The 20,395-nt window shown below is 65.4% G+C and carries 24 protein-coding genes; 13 read left to right on the top strand and 11 right to left on the bottom strand.

The window, feature by feature from the left end:
* Window positions 1-275: 275 nt before the first annotated feature.
* The 5 genes from AB4Z09_RS26645 to AB4Z09_RS26625 all read left to right on the top strand — a co-directional run bounded on the left by AB4Z09_RS26645 (window position 276) and on the right by AB4Z09_RS26625 (window position 4,720).
* Window positions 276-581, top strand: coding sequence for a hypothetical protein (locus AB4Z09_RS26645; RefSeq protein WP_442241099.1), 306 nt, complete (start codon window positions 276-278; stop codon window positions 579-581).
* A complete protein-coding gene (locus tag AB4Z09_RS26640) occupies window positions 582-2,210 on the top strand; it encodes an alpha/beta hydrolase (protein ID WP_442241098.1) in 1,629 nt (542 codons plus the stop codon).
* 60 nt (window positions 2,211-2,270) lie between these two features.
* Window positions 2,271-3,533 (top strand): IS701 family transposase, encoded by a 1,263-nt coding sequence (locus AB4Z09_RS26635; RefSeq protein WP_442241097.1) that lies wholly within the window; start codon window positions 2,271-2,273, stop codon window positions 3,531-3,533.
* 182 nt (window positions 3,534-3,715) lie between these two features.
* Complete coding sequence (locus tag AB4Z09_RS26630; RefSeq protein ID WP_442241096.1) at window positions 3,716-4,273, top strand: LppA family lipoprotein; 558 nt, start codon at window positions 3,716-3,718, stop codon at window positions 4,271-4,273.
* Between the two features lie 48 nt (window positions 4,274-4,321).
* Window positions 4,322-4,720 (top strand): YbaB/EbfC family nucleoid-associated protein, encoded by a 399-nt coding sequence (locus tag AB4Z09_RS26625; protein ID WP_442241095.1) that lies wholly within the window; start codon window positions 4,322-4,324, stop codon window positions 4,718-4,720.
* Between the two features lie 1,470 nt (window positions 4,721-6,190).
* Here AB4Z09_RS26625 and AB4Z09_RS26620 read toward each other — a convergent pair.
* Complete coding sequence (locus AB4Z09_RS26620) at window positions 6,191-6,985, bottom strand: hypothetical protein (RefSeq protein ID WP_442241094.1); 795 nt, start codon at window positions 6,983-6,985, stop codon at window positions 6,191-6,193.
* 1,516 nt (window positions 6,986-8,501) lie between these two features.
* Between AB4Z09_RS26620 and AB4Z09_RS26615 the strand changes: the two genes are divergently transcribed.
* Window positions 8,502-8,972 carry a TetR family transcriptional regulator C-terminal domain-containing protein gene (locus AB4Z09_RS26615; protein ID WP_442241093.1) on the top strand — a complete coding sequence of 157 codons (471 nt, stop codon included), beginning with the start codon at window positions 8,502-8,504 and terminating at the stop codon, window positions 8,970-8,972.
* 260 nt (window positions 8,973-9,232) lie between these two features.
* Window positions 9,233-9,604, top strand: a complete 372-nt coding sequence (locus AB4Z09_RS26610) for a hypothetical protein (protein ID WP_442241092.1) — start codon at window positions 9,233-9,235, stop codon at window positions 9,602-9,604.
* 133 nt (window positions 9,605-9,737) lie between these two features.
* On the opposite strand, the gene AB4Z09_RS26605 is transcribed toward AB4Z09_RS26610, so the two are convergent.
* From AB4Z09_RS26605 to AB4Z09_RS26565, 9 genes are all read right to left on the bottom strand, one after another.
* A complete protein-coding gene (locus tag AB4Z09_RS26605) occupies window positions 9,738-10,718 on the bottom strand; it encodes a methyltransferase (RefSeq protein ID WP_442241100.1) in 981 nt (326 codons plus the stop codon).
* Between the two features lie 152 nt (window positions 10,719-10,870).
* Window positions 10,871-11,266 (bottom strand): DUF6283 family protein, encoded by a 396-nt coding sequence (locus AB4Z09_RS26600; protein ID WP_442241091.1) that lies wholly within the window; start codon window positions 11,264-11,266, stop codon window positions 10,871-10,873.
* 179 nt (window positions 11,267-11,445) lie between these two features.
* Window positions 11,446-11,592, bottom strand: coding sequence for a hypothetical protein (locus AB4Z09_RS26595; protein WP_442241090.1), 147 nt, complete (start codon window positions 11,590-11,592; stop codon window positions 11,446-11,448).
* Window positions 11,589-12,314, bottom strand: a complete 726-nt coding sequence (locus AB4Z09_RS26590; protein ID WP_442241089.1) for an AAA family ATPase — start codon at window positions 12,312-12,314, stop codon at window positions 11,589-11,591. The genes AB4Z09_RS26595 and AB4Z09_RS26590 overlap by 4 nt, the downstream gene beginning before the upstream one ends.
* Window positions 12,311-13,159: a hypothetical protein gene (locus tag AB4Z09_RS26585; RefSeq protein ID WP_442241088.1), complete on the bottom strand. Its 849-nt coding sequence runs from the start codon at window positions 13,157-13,159 to the stop codon at window positions 12,311-12,313. Before AB4Z09_RS26585 ends, AB4Z09_RS26590 begins: the two co-directional genes overlap by 4 nt.
* Window positions 13,156-13,386, bottom strand: coding sequence for a hypothetical protein (locus tag AB4Z09_RS26580; protein WP_442241087.1), 231 nt, complete (start codon window positions 13,384-13,386; stop codon window positions 13,156-13,158). Before AB4Z09_RS26580 ends, AB4Z09_RS26585 begins: the two co-directional genes overlap by 4 nt.
* 13 nt (window positions 13,387-13,399) lie before the next feature.
* Window positions 13,400-13,807, bottom strand: coding sequence for a hypothetical protein (locus tag AB4Z09_RS26575; RefSeq protein ID WP_442241086.1), 408 nt, complete (start codon window positions 13,805-13,807; stop codon window positions 13,400-13,402).
* Between the two features lie 270 nt (window positions 13,808-14,077).
* Window positions 14,078-14,248: a hypothetical protein gene (locus AB4Z09_RS26570; protein ID WP_442241085.1), complete on the bottom strand. Its 171-nt coding sequence runs from the start codon at window positions 14,246-14,248 to the stop codon at window positions 14,078-14,080.
* Between the two features lie 155 nt (window positions 14,249-14,403).
* Window positions 14,404-15,309, bottom strand: coding sequence for an alpha/beta fold hydrolase (locus AB4Z09_RS26565; RefSeq protein WP_442241084.1), 906 nt, complete (start codon window positions 15,307-15,309; stop codon window positions 14,404-14,406).
* A gap of 98 nt (window positions 15,310-15,407) precedes the next feature.
* On the opposite strand from AB4Z09_RS26565, the gene AB4Z09_RS26560 reads away from it, so the two are divergent.
* The gene (locus AB4Z09_RS26560; RefSeq protein WP_442241083.1) at window positions 15,408-16,094 is read left to right on the top strand and encodes a TetR/AcrR family transcriptional regulator; all 687 of its coding nucleotides are present in this window, start codon (window positions 15,408-15,410) and stop codon (window positions 16,092-16,094) included.
* 355 nt (window positions 16,095-16,449) lie between these two features.
* Here AB4Z09_RS26560 and AB4Z09_RS26555 read toward each other — a convergent pair whose 3' ends face one another.
* Entirely contained in the window at window positions 16,450-17,160 is a 711-nt protein-coding gene (locus AB4Z09_RS26555; protein ID WP_442241082.1) for a methyltransferase domain-containing protein, read from the bottom strand.
* A 679-nt stretch (window positions 17,161-17,839) separates the two neighbouring features.
* On the opposite strand from AB4Z09_RS26555, the gene AB4Z09_RS26550 reads away from it, so the two are divergent.
* The 5 genes from AB4Z09_RS26550 (at window position 17,840) to AB4Z09_RS26530 (ending at window position 20,213) form a co-directional block, all read left to right on the top strand.
* The gene (locus AB4Z09_RS26550; RefSeq protein ID WP_442241081.1) at window positions 17,840-18,319 is read left to right on the top strand and encodes a hypothetical protein; all 480 of its coding nucleotides are present in this window, start codon (window positions 17,840-17,842) and stop codon (window positions 18,317-18,319) included.
* Between the two features lie 440 nt (window positions 18,320-18,759).
* The gene (locus tag AB4Z09_RS26545; RefSeq protein WP_442241080.1) at window positions 18,760-18,924 is read left to right on the top strand and encodes a hypothetical protein; all 165 of its coding nucleotides are present in this window, start codon (window positions 18,760-18,762) and stop codon (window positions 18,922-18,924) included.
* A 29-nt stretch (window positions 18,925-18,953) separates the two neighbouring features.
* Window positions 18,954-19,217: a hypothetical protein gene (locus AB4Z09_RS26540; RefSeq protein ID WP_442241079.1), complete on the top strand. Its 264-nt coding sequence runs from the start codon at window positions 18,954-18,956 to the stop codon at window positions 19,215-19,217.
* 148 nt (window positions 19,218-19,365) lie between these two features.
* Window positions 19,366-19,761 carry a hypothetical protein gene (locus AB4Z09_RS26535; protein WP_442241078.1) on the top strand — a complete coding sequence of 132 codons (396 nt, stop codon included), beginning with the start codon at window positions 19,366-19,368 and terminating at the stop codon, window positions 19,759-19,761.
* Window positions 19,762-19,943: 182 nt separating this feature from the next.
* Complete coding sequence (locus tag AB4Z09_RS26530; RefSeq protein ID WP_442241077.1) at window positions 19,944-20,213, top strand: hypothetical protein; 270 nt, start codon at window positions 19,944-19,946, stop codon at window positions 20,211-20,213.
* The last annotated feature ends 182 nt before the right edge of the window (window positions 20,214-20,395 follow it).

Below are 20,395 nucleotides of genomic sequence, written 5' to 3'. Positions count from 1 at the left end.
CTCCGACGAGTACTCGCCGCGCACCTCGGCGACCATCCGCACCGCCCGCTCACGCAGCTCGGCCGGGTACTTCCTCGAACCTGACATGACTCCATCCTTCACAAGAGATGAAGTCTCCGGACTCACCGGGGCGATTCAGTCCCATCCGCAGCAAACGTAGTGGAACCGTTTACGGTCGGCCTGCGTCAAACCAATCAGGGCTCCGCTGTGAGCTCCGTATGGAACGGCGGTGCGCGGTAAGGCGCATGACGCAGAATGACCGGGGAGGGGTTGCATTGGGTGATCAGCTGGGTGTCGATACCGAGGCGTTGCGTTCGCTCGCTGCGTCGTTGACAGGCGAGGCCGATCGGATCTCGGACATCGACCCGTCCGGTCCGATCGACGCTGCCGCTGCCGCAATGCCTGGATCGTCGGTCGCTGCATCCGCGGCCCGCGCTGGGCACCCGCTGCTCCGCTCCTACCGCGACACTGCCGAGCGGCTGCGCGAGATGGCAGCTACCGCGGAGACAAACGCCCGCACCTACGACGGTGCCGACCACGCCTTCAGCCTCAATCTTGACACCACAGCAGGGGACCTCTAGGTGGTCACGCTGTCGCAGTTACGCACATGGCGTCCGGACGAGCTCGCGGTCGCTGGCACCGCCGTCGCCGCATCGAACCGCACCTTCGGCGACGCGATGAATGCGACCGGATCGCACGTCTCAAACGCTTTGTTGAGTTGGCAGGGCACCGCCGCCGAGGCCGCTGGATCACGCTCAGCGACAGAACAGGACGCGGGCCGACGCATCACGACAGCAGTCACCGCCCAGGCCAACGCGTTGACGAATGCAGCGGCCTCGATCGGTCCCGCCCGAATCACTGCCCTTGCCATCGCGGACGAGGCGATGGCTGCCGGATTCGCAGTTGCGGACGACGGGCAGGTCAGCGCCCCACCGTTCGTCAGCGGCAACCCGGTCGCCGACATGCTGATTCAGGCACAACTGGGCGAGCAGGCGGCCGTGCTCGAGGCTCGGCTCAAACCCGCGCTGGCCACGGTCGGCGAACTCGACGCGCGCGCTGGCGCCGCACTTGACGCCGCCACCGACCAGCTCGGCGACGCCAACGAGCCCCGAGCGGGGAGTCTCGGACCCGACGCGCTCCCCGAGCCAGCACCCGGCGCCACCGCCGCCGACAACAAGAAGTACTGGGACTCGCTCACCGAGGAACAGCGACGTCAGATCGTCGAGGAGCACCCGGACTGGGTCGGCAACCTCGACGGTATCCCCTCCGCTGTGCGACACGAGGCGAACGTCAACCGCTTCGACGACGAACGCGCCCGCCTCGAAGCCGAACGCGACCGCCTGCAAGCGAACCTCGACGACAACCTCTTCGGCGGCACGTTCACCAACGACGACGCGGCACTCTGGTACACCGAGCAGAAACTGCGTGACCTCGACGAAATCGAAGGCATCGTGGCCGACAACCCAGACGGGCGCCTGATGCTGCTCGACCTGCAGTCCGGCGAACGCGGCATGGCCGCCTTCGCCGTCGGAGACCCCGACACCGCCGACCACATCTCCGTCACCACACCTGGACTGAACACCAACATCGACGAGTCCTTCAGCGGCATGGTCGGAGAGACCACACACCTGCAGGCGGAGGCGGAGAAACAACTCCGGCTCGCAGGGCGTGGCGACGAGACCGTGGCGAGTATCGCGTGGTTGGGATACGAACCACCGCAGGCGGACACCGGCGCGTCGAATGCGTTCATGGACGGCGTACGCGGCTACGGCGATGTGGCCCAGACGGACCGCGCGAACGCGGGCGCCGCGAAGCTCGCCGGGTTCTACGACGGCCTCGATGTCGTATCGATACAACCAGACCCGCATATCACCGCGCTCGGGCACTCCTACGGATCCCTGACCACCGGTCTGGCCCTGCAGGATCCCGGCCCCGGCCAACCCGTCGACGACGCCATGTTCTACGGATCACCCGGCATCAACGCCGACGACGAATCCGACCTCGGCCTCGCCGAAGGACACGGCTACGTAATGGAGGCGGACGGCGACATCGGGATCCCCGAAGCCGGCAAGATACACGTGTTCGGCCCCGACCCCAGTACCTCGGATTTCGAACAGCTCTCCACCGACGCAGGCACCAGCCCCGACGGAGTCACGCGAGAGGGCGTCCACAAGCACAGTCAATACCCACAACTAGTAGGACTTTGTTAGGTCTGTCACGGTTGGGTGTGGGGTCTCGAGTTTCGGCGTGATCTTCGAGACGATGATGGGGTGGATGCCGCAGCCCTGTCCGAGGTCGATGAACGTCTTGATTCCTTTGTCGGTGAGGTGTTCTCGTCGTTGTTGCGTAAGGACAGGCTGGCGACGGCAGGGGTGTATACGCGAGGATTGATGCTCAGTGGTGAGCGCAAGTCGATGCAGCCGATGGCGGCCCGACTCGGTGTCGATCATCAGCGGTTACAGCAGTTCGTGACCACCTCCCCGTGGAAGGTCGAGCCGGTGCGGATGGTGCTCTCACGCAAGGCCTGCGAGCTCATCGCACCGGACGCGTGGGTGGTCGACGACACGGGGTTCGGCAAGGACGGCGATGCCTCCCCATGTGTGGCCCGGCAGTACTCGGGCACGTTGGGCAAGGTCGGCAACTGTCAGATCGCGGTCAGCGTGCACGCCGCGTCCGACGACGCGTCATGCCCATTGAACTGGCGACTGTTCGTGCCGCAGAGCTGGGACGAGACCTGCGTCGATGATCCAGGTGCTGCGAGCGTCGTCGCGGCACGCCGGAAGAAGTCAGCGATACCCGACCGGGAGCGGCACCGGCCGAAATGGGAGATGGCGGTGGAGATGATCGACGAACTCCTCGCCTGGGGTCGTCCCCAGCCCGATGTCGTGGTCGCGGACGCCGGCTACGGCGAGGGCGCACAGTTTCGCGCCGCACTCTCCGACCGCGGTATCCCCTACATGGTGGCAGTCAAAGCAGCGACCGGTGTCTACCCGGCCGACGCTCAGCCCGAGACCCCGCCCCGGATCGGCCCCGGGCGTCCCGCCGCCGCCCGTTACCGGGTGCCGAAGTCCAGCTGCAAGGACATGGTGATCGCCGCCGGACCGGATGCGGCGCAGGAAGTGTCGTGGCGGCGCGGCACCAAGGCCACACCCGGCAATCCTGACGCCGTCATGCGCTCCCGGTTCGTCGCCCTGCGGGCCCGACCCGCTGGCCTCCGAGTGCCTCGCGCCACCGACGGATCGGTCGAGCAGGTGTGGCTACTGGCCGAATGGCCCATCGGTGCAACAGAACCCACCGACTACTGGCTCTCCACCCTGCCCGCGGACATCCCGATCGACGAACTCGTCCGCCTCGCGAAACTCCGCTGGCGCATCGAACACGACTACCGCGAACTCAAAGTCGCCCTGGGCCTCGACCACTTCGAAGGACGCTCCTGGCCCGGTTGGCACCACCACGCCACCCTCGTCACCGCCGCCCACCTGTTCCTGACCACCCTGCGGCTGACCGACCCAAAAGCCGGTGGGCAGGGCTGACCCTCTACGGCATCGTCCGCGACATCCAACGCGCACTCGCCATCTGGATCGGCACCTGCCCACTGTGTCACCACAGGTTTCCAACCTAACAAAGTCCTACTAGGCGACAACGGGGAGCTTCGAATGTCGGGATACAACATGGCCTCGATCGTGGCCGGACTACCCGAACAGGTCGTGCGCCGATGAACCGACGCACTCTGCCGCTGCTGGCTGTGCTGGCAACGACCGTGACAATCCTGACCACCGGATGTGGAGACCAGATGGGCAACCCGTACAACCACACTGACGAAGAGATCGCCGCCGCCGCCGCCCTTCTGCCCACCCGGCCCTCGCTCGAGGACACCGAAAAGCAGATCGCCGCGGCACTGCAGGCGATCATGGACGCCGCCAAGGCCATCGCACCCACGCTGCAGTGGGAGCCGCAGGATCAGCGATCCCAGTCCAGCTGCGGTGGCGCCTTCGGTAAGACCGACGGACTCGAGATCGACCTGCCGGACTACGTGTCTTCCGTTCCGATTTCCGACGCCGACTGGCCCCGCATCCTCCAGGCCGCCCGCGACATCGCTGCTCCCCTCGGGATCACCCAGCTGAACGTGCGCGTCGACAAGCCGGGCCAGCACGACGTGGTACTCACCAGCGACGACGGCAGCCGAATCGACCTCGGAACGTATGTCGCCGCACTCGTCAGCGGCAATACCGGCTGCCGTCTCCCCGCCCAGCGGACCGACACGACGCAGTAACGCGTCGCCCACCCAGCACACCCGACCGACCACTACGGGAGCGACACCATGACCAGCAGAGCACCGCTTGACGAACTCGCCGTGAAAGCACGCCGAGTCCACGAGGCAGTGACACTCGTGCGCGGAAGGGCCCAGTCTGCAGGAGGACATGTCGCCGCTGAAGTCGATGCTGCCGGCCGCATCACTGCACTGACCATCGCCGACACCGCCCTCGCAAGAGGCGCCGTGGCACTCGCGGCGATCGTCGCCGACACCCACCGCGCGGCGTGCGCCGAGGCAGAGAAGGCGGCACAGGACCTTCGTAACGAGTTGGCTGCCGACCCCCGGGTCGCACGAGTCATCGCCGGAACAGGCACGGACGCCCCCGCCGCACCGGGTCACCGCCCCGCGCCCGAGGAGGACGATGACGTGTACTACGCCACCCAGTCGGTGCTCCGGCGGATCTGATCAACAGGCAGTGAGATCGCTGCGGAAGGCCGAGGACAAGACCTCAGGCGAGGCGATTGCTCACTCAAACGGCAAGTCCCGAAACGACTCTGGCACACGATGCGAGACGATCAGCTCGCGAGGCTGGCTCGGCAGTCGGCTGATGCTGCGTGAGGTGCCTGCGTCACCTTCCGATGCCCAACTGATAGAGCTTCCAGGTCAGGTCGAAGAGCCACGCTTTCGCTGAGTCATCGACGGGGAGGAACCAGATATACGAGTCCATTGCGAACACCTCGATCTATCGGCAGTAGCCACCCAGCCAGCACGGGGCGTGATCCCGGATCCACACGGCAATATCCTCCGGGACAATCACTCTCGGCATGAGCCACCAGATCAGGGGGAAGTCATCAACCGGATGAATCATCTCAATCGCCTCATTTACGGGCAGTGACCGCCCAAGTCGCAGCCAAGGATGTTATACAGGACCCGTTGCCACAGTTCGGGTATCGGCAGGGCCCACATCCAGCCCTGACCTCGCCAGTCACGTGGATACACAAGGCAACACCTCCAGTGTCTCCGACCCCGCCCCACCTCGCTTTCGGCCTAATTGCCCCGAAGAAGCCGAGCGCCGCTAGCCAGATGGTCACCGCCATCACGACCGGGGTGAGTGGTCCGAAATACTCCTGCCAGTCCATCTTGATCACCTCATTGATGGGCACCAACCGCCAGCCCAACATGGCCAGAATTCGAGGATCCGGGCTCGGGTCCACTCGGTGAAGAACGGGGGCCAAAGGAGCCAGTAGATCGGCGGGAAGTCGATTTCGTACCCTCCGGGGATAGCGGAATGGCCCGGTCCGGTGCTCGGGAGGTCCACCCCAATCGCCTCTACTCAGGCAGTAGCCGCCCAACACAAACCTCGGCATCGAGACGTGGAACGACATCTCCCGTACCGCGCGTGGTCCGGACGGCAAGAGCTACGGCTACTTCGCTCTGCCGTGGATCAAGGACGGCCGGCTCGGTGACTTCTCCCCGGAGAACGCGCGCGCGACATTCACGATCACGGGCCGCACCGAGCGCAACCCCCAGTGGGGGACGGATCCGTACGATGTCGTGCTCAACGCAGCGGCAAACCCGAAGATCCGCCGGTTCCTGGTCCCCTGCTGACCGCGCTGGCCGCGGACCAGCACCTGCACCTGCACCTGCACATGGAGCCGACTGCTGTCGCGCGGCCCTCGGTCACCAACAGCGCTACCGCCCTGGTTGTCTAGCGGATTTGTCGGGGCTCGGCAGCTGAGCTCTGGCTGCCGGGCCCCGCCGTAGCCGCGATCGCGTTCACCCACGGCAATACGCGGTCCGTTCGATTGAGGCGGGGCACTGCTCGACTGTGCTAGGCGTCGTTGAGCGCGGATCCTTCTGGGGGAGTCTTCAGGATCCGCACGCTAACTGACTGGTCATCCGGGTTGTCTCCGATCTGCTTCGCCACTACGCCGGTCATCGCCCAACCGCCGCAGACCTGGTGCGGTCCGTAGCGGTGGAGGTCGAATCCGCCGTCAGCGATGAAGCTGAACATAGTGTTGCCAGTTTCAATTTCGCCGCTGTCGATGCTGGTGAGAATGGCGCCAGGAGCGCTGGGAGATTTTGGATAGAAACGCACATCGCGTCACGCCCAACGGTCCGTTCCCTGTTGCTCACTAGCCTCTGCACTTCGACCAGCAGCCGGATGGCTTGATTCCACTCTCCTTCTTGGATCAAGCGCGGGATTCGGCGTCGGATGATGCGCATCTCATCCATGCTGAGATGGGCGCCTGCGGTCATGTACCCGAATCCCGGGCTCGAGTCGGGCAGTTGGTAAGTGTCGAYGATGAAGCTGTCCTGATGGACCGGCAGGACTTCTGATCCTCGCTCGAAATTCGAAATGCGGGCCGCGAATGCAGATTTCAGCCCGAACGGATTCGGTGGGGTAAAGCCTGTGACGACAATCGACAGGCGCTTGTTCCACCGCCTGTCGAGTCTCTTTAGGGCGGCCTCCGCCTCGGAACGAATTGCTTCGATTCCCGCGCCGAGCTCATCCTTCATCCACAGCTGCTCCGCGATCCACTCGGATACTGGTTTCGACTGCTGTCTGTCGATGAAGGCGATCCCTGTGAAGCCAACGGCGAACTGACCGCACCACGACACTGCTTTGTTGTGATCATCGTCGAAGACGGAACCATCTGCACGGGTGAGTCGTCGGTCGGAGATCTGCACGATGTGGTGGGCTGTAACCAGCGTCTGAATCAGTGTCACCCGGGTAGTTCTATCAATTCCCTTCACCCGCGGAGTGTTTCTGGGCAGCGCGCTGTGGGCGCACTATCCCGGCGATGAAGTAGCCGCTGGCTGTGGGGCTGGCACAGATTCTGTGTTCTGGAGGCGCCAACGTGACTGCTCTGTTCGCGAATGCGGTGAGTGAATGGGCATTGTGATGAACCCGGAGGCCTTCGAGGACGAGTGGGCAGCAAGCGGAGGGACAGTTGAGTCCACGGGATACGAGTAGGATGACCTGGCTCCGGCAGATCATGAGCAGGGGATCGAGTAGTCCGGAAGCGTGTGCATCACCGTTGATCTACACCCCCAGATACCGCTCGCCCCACCCGACACGTACCCACTCCACGTCACAACTGAGCTGTTCCATCGCGCTTTCTTTCTCCTGGGTTTTCACCCATTGAGGCCCTCTGTAGTCGCCAATTGGATCTGCGGACGAATGTTCGTCCCGTCAGAAATACTGTGCGATCTCCCCCACGCCGGGAGGATCAATCTTCGGCACGCATTGCCGCGCGCCACCACCCAACTCGACCTCCGCTTTCAGCCATTGGGCAGAATATAACGGTGACCGTCGACCCCGACGGTGCGGTATGGTGCACCGCGACCATCAACAGGATGAACGATGCAGCGCACATACTGAGCCGTATCGGTCCCGCAGGACACCACGGGTCGGTGACCTCGAGACGGCCACGGCTGTTGCCGGGTGTGAATCCTAAGGAAATGCGACTCAGGTGGCTGCAACCGGGTCAGGGTCGATGCCCGCACGCCGTCCGGGCCCGTCGACACCGCCGGCCAGATCGTGTGTTGGGCGTCAGCGTCGACTCGACCTTCATGGAGGGCGCCACTCCCCTGCTCGTCGGTGAACGGTCCCGGTTGGAATGCTCAGAGTCCGCCGACGGGCCGGGGTTTCGTGTTCGGTGGGGTGGATCAGTGGCGATGTTCGCTGGGGCCCTCGAGTGCCTTTCGGGTGTGGATCTTGACGGCCTGGTTGGCCGCTATCCAACCGGCTACGACGGTGACGGCCACGGCGATCAGGAGTAGGACGAGGACCTCGGTGGGGAGGTCTTGCTTGGTTATTTGGCTTTGGAGAGCAAGCCCTGCTCCGGCTCCGGCGCAGGCCGTGCAGGTTCCGAGGAGGACTGTGCGGAGACGCAGTGCGGCGACCTGGCGGCCGGTCGATTTCGCCGCGATGCTCTGTCGTACGTGGCCGTTTAGTAGTCGGAGGCTGAGGTAAGTCGGGACGAGGAGACCCACGGCCACCGACGGCCAGGAGTACTGCGAGGTAGGCGATCAAAGTGTTTCCCTCTCGGATTGTTCAGCGGGTGCGGGGCGGAGGTTACCTTCACGGTGAGGAAGGTTTCGCCGTTGTTGTACTGCGCGCAGAGTTCGGCGTTCTTCTCGTAGAGTGCCTGGTCAAGGAGTTGGGTGAATGTCCGTGGGGCGTTGAGGTTGTCCTTGAGGTAGTCGACGGCGTTGAGGGGACTCCTCAAGGATCGACAGGGTGGTGGTGACGCTGCGGGTATTGGTCTCGACGTTGCGTCCGGTGCCGACGGGTCGGCCGATCTTCTTGCTGTCGGTTTCGCCTGGGCGCCACTCCCCTGTTCGTCGGCGGCGGTTGCTCGTCGAAGCGGCCCACCACTACGCCGATCCCGATGAGCCTGGTGGTTGTCTGGTGATCAATGCTGGGAGCACTGTCATGGATTCGGCCGTCGCATCCGTGCTTCGGGATCAACGCAACGCAAACGTCGCGCGTCTCGAAGACCGCCTCCGATCCGGTGATGAGTTGGGGGAGCTTCCCGGCGATGCGGATCCGCGAGCCGCGGCCGAGTTCCTCGCCGCGACTATCCAGGGCATGTCCACCCGCGCCCGGGACGGCGCGACCGTCGCCGAGCTGACCGCCGCGGCGGCGCTCGCGGCGAGAGCACTCGACATCGACATCCGCGGGCAGACGACGGCGCCGACTTACCGCTAACCGCCCAGTGCCAATACCCTGGAGCTCATCCAGATTTGTGTGATCTGGAGCCGTCCTTAAGTGTGATTACCGACCGGTCAACCTCTCCAATCCATTTGTAGCCCAGCACGCTCCGACATTGGTGAACACCCCGGCCCCGGCCACCGGAAATGACGAGCAGCACGAGGCGGGCGCTGACGCCGGCGCGATTATGGATTCGTCGTGGCCGCTGGACGCTGGGACCATCGGTCTATGAGCGGACGGACAGTGGGTGGGGCGCGGTGATCTTCATCGGGCTCGCGGTCGTCGCCTTCGTCGTCGCCTCGGCCGGATCGGCGCACCCCGAGCGGAAGTGGGGCCCACCCACTTATTGGATCGCGTCGGCCGTCAGCGGCGTCCTCTTCGCTCTCGCCATGCCCACATTCAAGATTGCGATCGCCGTCGCGGTCTTCACCTGGGTCGTCTCGTGGTTCTACGCGTGGTGGTGGACACCGCTCGCTTCCCGGAAGGGGCCTGACGGGCGCCGCAAGCCAGGTTTCGCCGACCGCGACTTCTACTGGCCGCCCCGCCGCCGCGGTACCCCTCCTCCGCGGATCAACCGATACTCCAAGCCGCACTACCAGTCCCGCGAATCCGCGGAGCGGGACCAGTAGGCGGCGGGGTGGTGGACGGCACGGGCACAGGTTGGCCGGCGGATCGTCCTCGCGAGGAACGAGCAGCCGGACGCCTGCCAGAACAGGACCGGACTGTCCACCACGGCGGGCCTCCATCACCACATCAACATGACTAGAAGTCGACCGGTGGTGCGGCTCGAAATTCCAGGGCGGTTCGTTCATCCGATACCGGGCCCACGCTCTGGAGTTCGAGACCGGTATCGGCTGCCAGAGCGGTCAGTTCGTCGACAGTTCGTTCCTGGCCGCCGAAGCACATCAGCATGAACAGGTTGATCGCGGTGCTCGTACTCGGTCCGCGCAGCGGCTCAATGATCACCACCGTTCCGTTCGGTCCCGCGGCCCGGCCGCATCCAGCCAGGATCTCGCGGGCGTGGTCGTCGTCCCAGTCGTGCAGGATGTCGCACAGAAGGTAGGCGTCGGGGCCCGTAGGCAGCGGATCGAAGAAGCTACCCGGAACGGCGCTGGCCCGATCGCCAAGACCAGCTGCCGCGAACCGGTCGGCAGCTGCGGTAGCCGTCGGTGCAAGGTCCAGCACCTGGCCACGGATGCCAGGGCGGGCTCGCAGGATGGCGGCGAGCAGGTTCCCGTCACCGCCGCCGACGTCGAGGACCCGGGCGAAGCGGCTCCAGTCGAAACGTTCGGCGATCTGCGCCGCCTGCTCCTGGAACCGCCAGTTCATCTGGGCGTCGAACGAGCGCCGCAACTGCGGATGGGCGTCGAGATCCGCCCAGAAGTCGCGCCCGTACCGTCGCACGTAGGCGGGGGCACCGGTGGTGATCGTGCCGAGTAGTTCAACGAAGGCGAGGTCGGCTCGTCCGCCAGCACAGTTGAGGTCGAGCAGGGGTTTGATCCCCTCCGGAGCGTCTTCGCCCATCTGCGCACCGAGCTTCGTCGGCCTGTAGCGTCCGGAATCCGCATCGAAGTCGAAGACACCAACCGCGACCAAGTGATCAAGCAAGCACCGCAGTGGCGACGCAGAAGTCCCAGTCTCAGCAGCGAGCTGCTCGGCCGTTGCGCCTGCACTGCCGGCGCGCTCTACCAAGCTGAGAGTTGCGGCCACCCGGATGGCCATCGGGGTGGCCAGATCGGCCATTGCTCGGATCGACTGTGCTGCAACTGAAACGTCCATCGCCCGAACCTATCGATGAGCACTAGCGAGAATCACGTCCTTTTGGCGGGTCGACAGGAGCCCTCATTCGCAGTAGCCGATCGTGTGGTCCCGGGCGCCAGCGCAGACGGTGCTCCTCAGCCTGCCTGGGTGTCGGCCATCTCGGTGTAGGAGTCGAACAGCGGCGGCCAGTCCGCGCACGGTGTGAGGGTCGCCGGGTCGAGGCGGCCCTGGATGACCGCCAGCCGAACTCCGATGTGGTCGCCGCCAGCGACGGCGAGCCAGCCCGCGCAGGCCTGCTCCGAGCCCTCGCGTGTCTTGTGGCACGCGAACATCGGCGCCGACAGCGGTGCCTCGCAGCCGGGCCCACCCGATGTGTCAGCGAGGGCGTCGAATCTCTCACTGGTGAACTTGCCCGCCGCAACGTCGCGCCGCCACGGGCACTCGACACAGGGGCGCCGTCGATGCGGCAACTGAACTCGCGGCTCCCGGGCAGGGTCGCCGGTCGAATCAGTGTCGTCGTGAGCGGCCATCGGGTTCGTCTCCCAGTTCGGCTTCGGTCAGCGCGGCGCACCCTGGTGCACCGGTGTCACCCCGGTTCACCAGAGTGCCCTGCCGATCGTCCCGCCTCGGCGCTCACGTGCACCTCGGTCTACAGACAACCCCGTCGCGGCGGCCGGTGAGACGTCGCCGCAGCGAGCGGCGAGATCCGCTACGCAAAGCGGGCATTGACCGTCGCCGCCACCTCCGCGTACGCGACCTTCGTAGCAGGCTGCAGCTGCGCGAAGTCGAACGCCGCCCCGGCAGCGAGGTGCGCGTCGTGCGGGATCCGTCGCACCGCGCGGGTGCGACGCTTCAACTCGGCGTGGATCTTGTCGATGTCGACCGAAGACGACTCGGACACCCCGTTGATGACCGACACCGCATCCCCCAACAGATCCGGTGCCCCATCTCGGAGAGTTCGTCGAACGTCTCCAGGAGTGCATAGAAGCCGTCGACCTGCGCCGGCGTGACCACCACCAGTTGCGTCGCCCGGGCGAACACCGCCGACGCGGCAGCGGAGATTGCGCTGGTCCCGCAGTCCGCGACGATGACCCGGTAGTCCGCCGTGAGGAAGTCGAGGACCTCGTCGTACACCGAGCCGTCGAACTGAAGGTCCCGGTGCCGGGACGACCACATCCCATCCAGCCCGAGGTCGTTGGACAGCAGGAACGGCCGCAGCGCCGCGTAGCTATTGATCTGATCAGTACGTCCGGCCAGCTCGTGCAGCGACCGGGCGGACTGATCGGCCGGGAACTTCAGCCGCAGGGTTCCCTTGTCGGGGATGGAGTCGACGACGACCACGCGGTCACGCCCAGTGCCAGCGAGGACCGAACCGAGCGCGACGGAGGTGGTGGTCTTCCCGGCGCCACCCTTGCCGCCGATCACAGCGATGTACTCGGGCCGGCGGGTGCCGCGGAGCGCCGAGATCGTGGTGCCCATCTGCGCAGCCAGATCCGGGCCGCGGTCAACGAGGCCGCGAAGCCAACTACGGGCCGGCACCTCGAGCGCCTCGTGGAGGTCGATGTCTGTAGTGCTCATCGGTGCTGCTCCTTGCTGCGCTGGGCGCCGAGCAAATCGCGGCGCCACTGCTCGTGAATCTTTCCAGTGCGGTGGTCGGTAAACCCAGGGGCCGCCAACGGCATCCACCCGGACAGCCTGGATGCGGCCTGCGCCCCCACCCAATCCGTCAACGCCGACCACCCCTGCAGGTTCGTGGTGAGGACCACGGTGACCGGGTGCGGGGCACGGGCAACCGAGTCGGCCAATGCCTTCCACGCGAGCATCCGTTCGTCGGGGCGACGCATCGACACTCCGACGTCGTCGATGCCCAGAACCTCGATCCCCGTGATGCGGGCGGTGATCGCGGAGGTGAGCTCCCACGGAGGGACGTCCGCGGCGAGGACCGTGTCTTCGCTGCCGACGAGGGTGCGGCGGCCCGGCGCGAGGGCATTGACGACGGCGAACAGGGTGCGGGTCTTGCCGATTCCGGTGGGACCGATCAGCGCAACACCGCCGCGGTGCGCACTATCGGGTGCCGCCGCAATGTGGCTGTCAACGAGGGCCGTGCACACGCGGGCCGTCGTCGCGGAGCCGAGCTCGTCAATCCGGGCGTGCTCGTAGCCGGCGACCGCATCGAACGCGCGGACCGTGTCGGCCCACGCGGCTCGATCACGCTCGCGAACCGAAGCAGTTCGCGCCGATACCGGGTCGACCCCAGCCGCGGCCGCATGGACCGGACAGCGCACATGCGCCCGCCACCCCTCCGGCCGACCGGGCAGACGCAGCGGCCGCGGCACCAGTGCACCGCAATCGCGGCACGGGACATCGACCGTGGTCACCCGGCCGAGGACCGCGGCGACGCTGACGGGGATGGGATTGCTCACGCGAGGCCCTCCAGTTTGGTCAGATCGACATGGGCGCGGCCCCCCGACGCCGCGATGTTCGTGGCCGCGACCCCGGTCGCCGCGGCCGCGGTGCGGGACGTGCGCATCGCCAACAAGGCACGCGAAACCACATCCGGACCTGAGAAATCGGCGTCCCTGATGTGGAAGCGGGCGTTGCCCTCGTCGAACCACCACCGCAGGAGCGCGTCGATGTCGCCGACAGACACGGGATCGATCCCGTCACCCACGAGAGCCCGGTGGAGATTGCGACCGGTCCGGGCATACGACGGGTGCGCCCCTCCCCCCGCGCTCGCTCTGATACCGCATCCAGGTGCCGCCGAGCTTCCGGAGCTGCTCCGCCAGCTCAAGATCGGCGACCTCCGAGATCGACCAGCCCTGCCCATCCGCATGCCAGTCACCGAGCATCTTCTCGAACGCGACCCGCGACGGCGGCTGCAAGATGGTGCGCTGCCAGTGCGGCCGCGCACGCAGGCACCACACGATGACGGCAACGGCCTTTTCCAGGTCGTCACCGACGCTGCCCGCAGCCTCGAGGAGGCCACGCCGCCACGTGTAGGTCACCCGGGCATGGTGGTGTTCGGCGATCGCGGCGCGCACCTGTTCGACGGCGCCGTCGAGTCCCGCCACGAGATACCCACGGCCACCGGCAGGCAGTTGCCATGTGGTGCTCGGCGATCACCTGATCCAGTTCTCCCCGACGGCTACGCCCCGGGTTCTTGGTCGGGCCGGCGCACCACGCGAGCGCCGCCAGAAGTCGGTCGGACAGCGCTCGGACCACCCCCACTCGAGGGCGTCGACCGCTGCCGGGTAGTTCACCGCGACAGCGTCGAGCCAGACCTCCGGATGGGCGGGACGGTGCTTCGGGTTCGCCGACAACAGAGACCTCAGCCGCTCGTGCTACTCCGTGTTGAGAGGCGCAGCCGCGGCGGGCTGGTCTCCGGCAGAGGTGATCCGAGGGTCGGACAGGACCGCGCGGGTAACAGCCTCCGCGAACGACGGCAGCGCCGCGGCGACCGCGTCAGCGACGACGGCCGCCAGCGCGGTGTCCAAAGGAGCGCGGGTGGGCATCAGCGGGCCTTTCGATCGAACATGTCGTCGTGGTGCCGAGGAACGTACGTCGACGGTTCTCCACCTCCCCGCGACTGCGGCAGTTCCATGAACTGTGATGAATGAGGTCACGAACTCGAAAAGAGTTCGTGACCTCATTTTCGTGACGGGCATACTCAGGTATTCGCGCCTGTGAGTTCGCGGATTGCCATTGCGAGTGGTTTCCATGAGTGCTCAGGCAGGTCGTGCCCGACTTCGGGGAGGATGAGCTTGCGTGAGCCGGGAATCCTGGCCGTGATGGCATGTGCGGCTTTGGGTTTGATCAGAGGATCGTCCTCGCCGTGCACCACCAGGGTGGGCTGCGTGATCGCGGTGATCGGTGGTCCGCTCCACTGAGCGCCGATCTGTCGGCTCTGTGCCTCCTGGTCGTGAACCCCGGGGTCGGGATTGCTCTCCAATCGTGCTCGCATTGCGGCCTCGTCGAACTCGCGGCGCGGGGACGCCAGCAGCCGTGCTACCGCGAGGCCGGCCTCGATCGCGCCCTCTCTGGTATCGGGAAACTTGAGGCGCGCAAACTTCGAGAGCGTGCGCAAACGGATGTAGCGGAATGTGCGCAACCCGGTGACGTCGCCCGGGATGGCCGCGACCGACGTGAGAGAACGCACTCGGTCGGGATGCCGAAGGGCGACGCGTTGCGCGAGTGCGCCACCGAGCGAGACTCCGAGCACGTGCGCCGAGCTCCAGCCGAGTTCGTCGATCACCGCAATTGCGTCGTCGGCCATGTCTTCGGCGGTGTAAGCCTCACCGCGTTTGGCCAGCAGCGCGGCGATCGGGTTTCGTACGGCCGTCGGCGGCAGGTGAGTCGACTCTCCGCCGTCACGCTGGTCGTACCGCACGACTGCGAAACCGTGTTCGGCCAGTTGCTCACAGAACCCGTCGGGAACTGCGTGGCGATTGACGCCCAGCCCGGTGGCGATCAGTAGCGGTTCTCCGCCGAGTTCCGGCCGGAATTGATCGAACGCGAGACGTACCGATCCGTTCTGTGCCCATCGCCGCGGTCCCCATGCATTGGCGAGTGCCATTTTGAACCTCCCTTAATTGTGTTCACTGAACGCAGTTTTAGTATAGGTCACGACAGACAGCAACGAATGGAGAGTGGCGTCGAGTGACACAGTCCGGAATGGAGCAACCGCACACGACAGTGTGGGAACGCTCGTACGGCAAACGCGGTCCGGTGCCGGCCCGTAGTCGCAACGATGTCGCCGACGCTGCGATCGAACTTGCAAACGAGGGGGGATTGTCCGCTGTCTCCACCCGCCGGATCGCGCAGAAACTCGGGGTGAGTCAGTCGGCTCTGTACCGCTATGTGGCGGGGCACGACGAAGTGTTCGACCTCATCGTGGATGCTGCTGCTGGCGAGATCGACCTCGATGTTGCGCTGCGCGGCGAGGCGATCGACGACCTCACCGCCCTCGCGGTTCGCGCGAAGGGCGTTCACGTGAGATACCCGTGGCTGCTTGATATTCCGGTCGAGGCGATGCGCGTCGGGCCTCGCGGAATCGACTTTCTCGAGTATGCGCTGCGCGCTATGGCGGCGGTCGACGTGCCGGGGGCCGTGAAACTGCAGGCGATCGCCGTTCTGAACACGCTTGTCCAGCAGTTCGCTCGCGTCGAGGTCGGTGAGGGAACGGCGGGCCCGGAGCGCCGAATTTCTCAGGTGGTGTACCTACACAAGACCGCCGAGGATGGGAATCATCCTTATCTGGCGGCTGTGCTCGATATTTCGAATCCCGACGCCGACCAGTCTGGAGGTATGTTCGAGCCTGTGCTGCGCCGAGTCCTCGGCGGTATCCTGACGCCGGAGTGACCGCGATGTGGTGGTGTGGTCTCCGATACCACGGTCGAAGCCCAAGCGGACCGTCCTCGTTGAGGATTGAGCGGCCGGTGTGGCCTCTGATCCAGGTGGGCCGCGTTTGATGCTGATGGCGGGACGCTACTGTCCGTCATGATCAATGACATGCGCGTGTCGTCGATGGTGGGAAACGGGAGCAATGCCCTGGAAATCGTCGGGAAATCCTCTGGGTCGAGAACGCGGATTCCCTGCGTGACCAGGCAACGCGAACCGCACGACTGGCTTCCGGCTCGGGTCTTGTCGTCCTCCATACATCTCTCAAGTCAAGCCGCCGGCCAACAAGCCCGTCCGTCACGCGCCCGCCCGTGGATCAGGTTCGGCGGCACACCAGCATGTGGTTTCCGCCCTTCTGGAATTCGTAGTCGACCTTGACGACTCGGCCGGCAATATTGCGGTCCCGCAGGTCGGCGAGCAGCTCGTCGAGTCGCGGGTAGGGCGCCGACGATCCCACTGCCACCAGCGGAAAGATTCGCAGCTCGTCGCGGGCGACGCGCATCAGCTCACCGATCGCGCTGACATGGAAGGTGTGATCGAGTACGTCGGAGTAGCTGAATAGCAGGTGGGAGCTGAGCACCAGGTCAAAACTGGCATCTGCGAACGGCAGCAAAGGCAGCCGCCCCGCGACATAGCGGTCCGGGTGGCGGCGAATGTGGGTAGCGAACTGCTCGGCGGCTTGTTGCCGGGTGCGCTGATGTTCGTCGGGATCGGCGAAGAACGTCCACTCGTACTGCTCCGAATGCGCGCGCACATAGCGGTTCCCGCGATCGGTCTCGGCAGCGGCGATGACGGCGAGGTCGGCGACTCCTGGCTCGAAATAGGCCACGTCGCAGGCGGTCACGTCGCCGCCGAGGTCGATAACCTCGCTGGTGAATCCGGCGGCACCGCCGGGGCAGTCCAGGATCCGCCGGGCCAGGTCACCGTCAGTGAGGTTGAACATGGCCCGGTATTCGTCGAGCGAGCGGGAACTGATCAACATCTCGCCGATACCGCTGGGGCGAACAGAATCGTCGTTGAAGGTCATGGGGTGGTCCTCTCGATACGAGGCCACCTCACCGCATCAACCGAGATGAATGCCCGTCACGCAGGTGAGAATCGTCGGCCGCACGAGAGGCGGCCGGAAAACACAGTTCAAGGCCGCTAGGAAGCCGGCCACCAGAGCTGCGCGAAGGTCATCACCAGCCCATTGAAGCACATCGATCGCCCGGTGGTGAGTAGTGAGTCGGGGCGCGGGGCCGTCCAGCGACCAGGTCCTCGAAAGCCGGCGACAGCCACGACCTGCATGGCCGTACAACCAGCAACGTCGTCGTCGGGCTCGGCCTGCCGAATTATCACGTCGGTCACGGCCCCAGTATCCAAACCCTGCTCGGCGGCCAATCCAAAACAGCGGGTGTTGCTGGAGTCCCTCCCCAAACGTCCCCGCCACGCTGGAACGCATCCAGATTTGTGTGATCTGGAGCCATCCTGAAGTGTGACTACCGCCTGGTCGACCTATCCAATCCGCATGCAGATCAGACCGACCCGCGATTGGTGAACACCCCCGCCCTCGGCGCTCACGCGCTGTGCAGCGGTTTCGGTGTCCCCCGTCCGATCCCCAGGTCGCGCGCCTGCAGGCCGGCGCGCACCCAGGCCGCGCCGACGTTGTCGGACACGACGGGCGCGACGCCGTCATGAAAGACGGCCCACTGTGGTCGTATCGGGGCATGACGCTCTTCCCGAAACCATCGCGGCGAATGTGGACTGGCGTCGTTGTTGCGGTTGTCGTAGTAGGAGCACTGGCTCTCTGGTTCGGCGGACCTCGGCTCTACCACTGGTACCTCGCACAAGCGGACGAGGAAGCCGCCGCGGAGCTGGCCGCAGACCTCGGCCTGCACCTGACAGAGGACGACACCGTCGTGTACGCCAAGTACTACGGTTCATTTCCCGACTCGTCCGCATATCTGGTCGTTGACTCGAACTCCAGTGCCCGCGCGAACGCCCTGCGTAGTGATGCTGGGCTGACGTCATGTGGCCCCGCCACGGCCAGCGATCTGGGCCGGCCGTCGTCGGAATACAGTCCCGAACCTTCGGTGACCTGGGTCCATTGCGAGTCGCTACTGCCCGCGCGGGGAGTGCTATCCGCGGTATGGGATCCAGCGGTGGACGAGGGTCGGCGTATCTACATCTGGGCAAGCCAGATGTGATTCAACGGTCCTGCCCACAGCGGAGACGGGAAGGAGGACCCGAGGAATGAGCGGCCGCCCGGCGTAGGCACTTATACCGTCCGTCTCATGGGGTGGCTATTGCTTGTTGCGTCTGGGGCCGTGGCGATGGTGGCGGGGGTGGTCTTGCCGCACCGCGATCGTCTCGGGCCGGCACCAGGATTTCCCTGGTTCTGGGTGGTGTTCCCCTCCACGTGCATTGCCATCGCTGCTGCGGTGAGTGTCTTCGCTTGGCCCCAAGCGGTTACCGGCTGGGGGAGCTACTGGTGGGATCCGCCCAGCCTGAGCTCACCCACACTGCAATTCCTGTCGAACGAGCAGTACCGGCACCTCGTGACATTGCGCCGGTTGCAGGGGGCGCTACCTGTGGTGTCCCTCGTGGGCATCGGATTGTGCGTGTGGGCCTGGCGTCGACGACGGATATGACGGATATGAAGACCTCGTGCCTCGCCCGGCTTACCTTCCACTGTCATCTGCCCACCCTCACCTCCGAAGGCCTGGGCATGGGCCCGCTCGTGTGCGTCGGCATGAAGAAGTTCCCCCTCGTGCTCCCCCACGACGAGCACGAGGGCCAGCGGGGTCGATGATGTTGGAACGAGTAGAGGGGATCCCGAGCATGCGTTTCGAAGACGAGTACTTCTCGCGAACGAATCGGTACTCGCTGGGTATCGACACTGCCTCCGGGAGGCCTTATCTCTCCATCCCTGTAAGCAACGGGCTCGTGGACTACGAAGAGCACTACGAGCTCGACAACGACAAGTACCGGAATCTCCTTGCCGATGAATCGTTGGCGATCCAGTTCGCCGAAGCATGCCGACGGCGCGAACACGACGATCTCCTGATCCAGAAGCCCGGCAACAATCGCGGAACCCCCGGATAGCGCCAACCCGTTTCCAACCGCAGCCCACACCGGCGGCGAGAGGTTCCCCCGCGCGCTCACACCGGCGTCGAGACGGATGGGCTGGGTATCGGGCTCGAGACGCGTGACCGCGCCAGCGAACGCCGCGCGGCCGGTAGCGTTTCCACGCGTGAGCTACGACATCGTTGCCTTCGACCCATCCGCCACGACGGACAGCGACTTCTTGGGCTGGTACGACCTGCAGTGCGAATGGACCGAGGACCACGACTACCGCGACGTCGCGGTGACCACACCGGAGCTTCGGGCGTTCTTCCGCGCACTCAGCGAGGTCTTCCCGCCGCTCGCCTATATCGACGATGCCACCTACGAGCAGCTCGCCGCCGACTCGAACTTCCAGGGAGGCCTCACCAGCCACAGCATCGGAGCGACGATGATCTACGCCTGCTTCAGCTGGGCGGTGGCCGACCGCGCCCGGGAAGTGTTCTGCGACCTCGCCGCCCAGCACAAGGTCGCCGTCGCGCTGGTCAGCGACTCTCCGGCCCCGCAGATCATCCGCCCGCAGTAGCTCGTTCACGTCGCTGCGAACCGCGAGCCAAGCGCGCCGGGAACGGTGGTGGCGCCGAGAAGGGCGCCCACGCGCCCGGCCTGCTGAAGCCCGCCCCGGCACCCCGAAGCCCGAGGGACCCGAGTCGACGACCAAGATCGACAAGACGGATACCCGGCGGCGACAGGACAGGCGGAGACACGATGATGTTCTGGTGGATCGCTGTGACGGTGGCGTGCTTCGGGATCGACGGGCTCTTGCAACAGCGCGACCATCCAGCGATCCATCGGCGAACGAAAATCGCCTACATCGTCAACTGGTGCCTGTGGACCGCTGTCGGGGTGATCGCCGCCGCCGTCTGGTTGAACCCCGGAATCGCGGCAACACTCGTCTTCTTCAGCGTGGTGACATGGATAAAGACCCGCCACGACCACATCTGGTCCTACGAGCGCCGATTCGACGAACTGTACTGACTCCCAAGCCCACTCATCCCGCGTTTTCTGGGGTGTTGACGAYGGTCGAAAATCAGGCCAGAAACGACGGTTGAAAACCAGGCCACCCAACCACGATCGGATGGGTGATCTCCATGGAAGATTGGGCCTTGATTCGGCACCTTCATTGCAGCGAGGGGTTGTCGCAGCGTGCCATCGCGAAA

Origin of the sequence: Rhodococcus sp. TAF43, assembly GCF_052113525.1 — a bacterium.
Taxonomy (GTDB): domain Bacteria; phylum Actinomycetota; class Actinomycetes; order Mycobacteriales; family Mycobacteriaceae; genus Prescottella.
This window is presented reverse-complemented; position numbering and strand designations above follow the sequence as displayed.

Bases quoted from the DNA above. Each gene is read 5' to 3' on its own strand.
- AB4Z09_RS26590 (WP_442241089.1), bottom strand. From the start codon at position 12,314: ATGAGCACTACAGACATCGACCTCCACGAGGCGCTCGAGGTGCCGGCC.
- AB4Z09_RS26565 (WP_442241084.1), bottom strand. From the start codon at position 15,309: ATGGCACTCGCCAATGCATGGGGACCGCGGCGATGGGCACAGAACGGA.
- AB4Z09_RS26630 (WP_442241096.1), top strand. From the start codon at position 3,716: ATGAACCGACGCACTCTGCCGCTGCTGGCTGTGCTGGCAACGACCGTG.
- AB4Z09_RS26540 (WP_442241079.1), top strand. From the start codon at position 18,954: ATGCGTTTCGAAGACGAGTACTTCTCGCGAACGAATCGGTACTCGCTG.
- AB4Z09_RS26530 (WP_442241077.1), top strand. From the start codon at position 19,944: ATGATGTTCTGGTGGATCGCTGTGACGGTGGCGTGCTTCGGGATCGAC.
- AB4Z09_RS26600 (WP_442241091.1), bottom strand. From the start codon at position 11,266: ATGGCCGCTCACGACGACACTGATTCGACCGGCGACCCTGCCCGGGAG.
- AB4Z09_RS26545 (WP_442241080.1), top strand. From the start codon at position 18,760: ATGACGGATATGAAGACCTCGTGCCTCGCCCGGCTTACCTTCCACTGT.
- AB4Z09_RS26555 (WP_442241082.1), bottom strand. From the start codon at position 17,160: ATGACCTTCAACGACGATTCTGTTCGCCCCAGCGGTATCGGCGAGATG.
- AB4Z09_RS26605 (WP_442241100.1), bottom strand. From the start codon at position 10,718: ATGGCCGATCTGGCCACCCCGATGGCCATCCGGGTGGCCGCAACTCTC.
- AB4Z09_RS26560 (WP_442241083.1), top strand. From the start codon at position 15,408: ATGGAGCAACCGCACACGACAGTGTGGGAACGCTCGTACGGCAAACGC.
- AB4Z09_RS26625 (WP_442241095.1), top strand. From the start codon at position 4,322: ATGACCAGCAGAGCACCGCTTGACGAACTCGCCGTGAAAGCACGCCGA.
- AB4Z09_RS26550 (WP_442241081.1), top strand. From the start codon at position 17,840: ATGACGCTCTTCCCGAAACCATCGCGGCGAATGTGGACTGGCGTCGTT.
- AB4Z09_RS26570 (WP_442241085.1), bottom strand. From the start codon at position 14,248: ATGCCCACCCGCGCTCCTTTGGACACCGCGCTGGCGGCCGTCGTCGCT.